The sequence below is a fragment of the Bacillus sp. LR--39 genome (genome assembly GCF_053613335.1).
Genome location: NZ_JBSIOT010000884.1, coordinates 1 through 706, shown reverse-complemented (window position 1 = coordinate 706; position 706 = coordinate 1). Strand labels below are relative to the sequence as shown.

At 47.7% G+C, this 706-nt stretch carries 1 protein-coding gene and 1 pseudogene; one reads left to right on the top strand and one right to left on the bottom strand.

Features of this window, described 5'->3' with window-relative positions:
- Positions 1-298 (top strand): CrcB family protein (locus ACWHAR_RS27240; RefSeq protein ID WP_452088452.1); only part of this gene is annotated, 298 nt, incomplete at its 5' end.
- A 169-nt stretch (positions 299-467) separates the two neighbouring features.
- Here ACWHAR_RS27240 and ACWHAR_RS27235 read toward each other — a convergent pair.
- Positions 468-706 (bottom strand): annotated as a pseudogene (locus ACWHAR_RS27235) (N-acetylmuramoyl-L-alanine amidase); the annotation flags it as partial.

The following is a 706-nucleotide window of genomic DNA, read 5'->3' as shown; positions in this document are numbered from 1 at the left end:
GGGCAATGTGCTCATGGCGATGATTCCGCGCCCCCGCATTCCGGTCAGCGTGATGGTGATCAATATTCTCGGCTCATTCGCTCTCGGCATATTCATAAGCCTCGGCATTGACAATCAAACGGTCTCTATCGTGGTCGGAACTGGATTTTTCGGAGGCTTCACAACATTTTCGACGTTCAGCGTTGAAGCTGTTCAGCTTTTGGCTGCAAAGCGGGTAAAGGCTTCAGCGGTTTACATCCTGCTTACAATGGCAGGCTCAATCGGCGGATTCTGGGCCGGCAGCATGCTGATTCCGTGAAAATGATGGTGTTATGATGAACCAATTATTCTGGTTTATTGATTTGTATAGCAGCTCAAATTCTGATGGGAGCGTTCAGAAAGGAACATTACGCCCAAATGAAAAAAGATGCGGACTCATTAAATGTCAAGAATCCATTTTGAATGATTCAAAATGGATTCTTCCCTTTCTACCCTTTTTCAATAGCCGCTTTTTGAAAGCTGTCCCAATTCGCAGAAATAACTTTCAAAACGTCGTCTTTTTCTTGGTAAGCCCCGATTTGCCCCCCGTCCATCGTCACTTTATACAAGGGGAATTCGCGCTGCGTCAGGCCGAGGCAGAGCGCGATGCCATTTGCATGTCCCCGCGCAGTCTGTTCGATCCAGGCGGCGCTTTTCATTTTTGCCGAATCTTCGGGGTGATCGATAA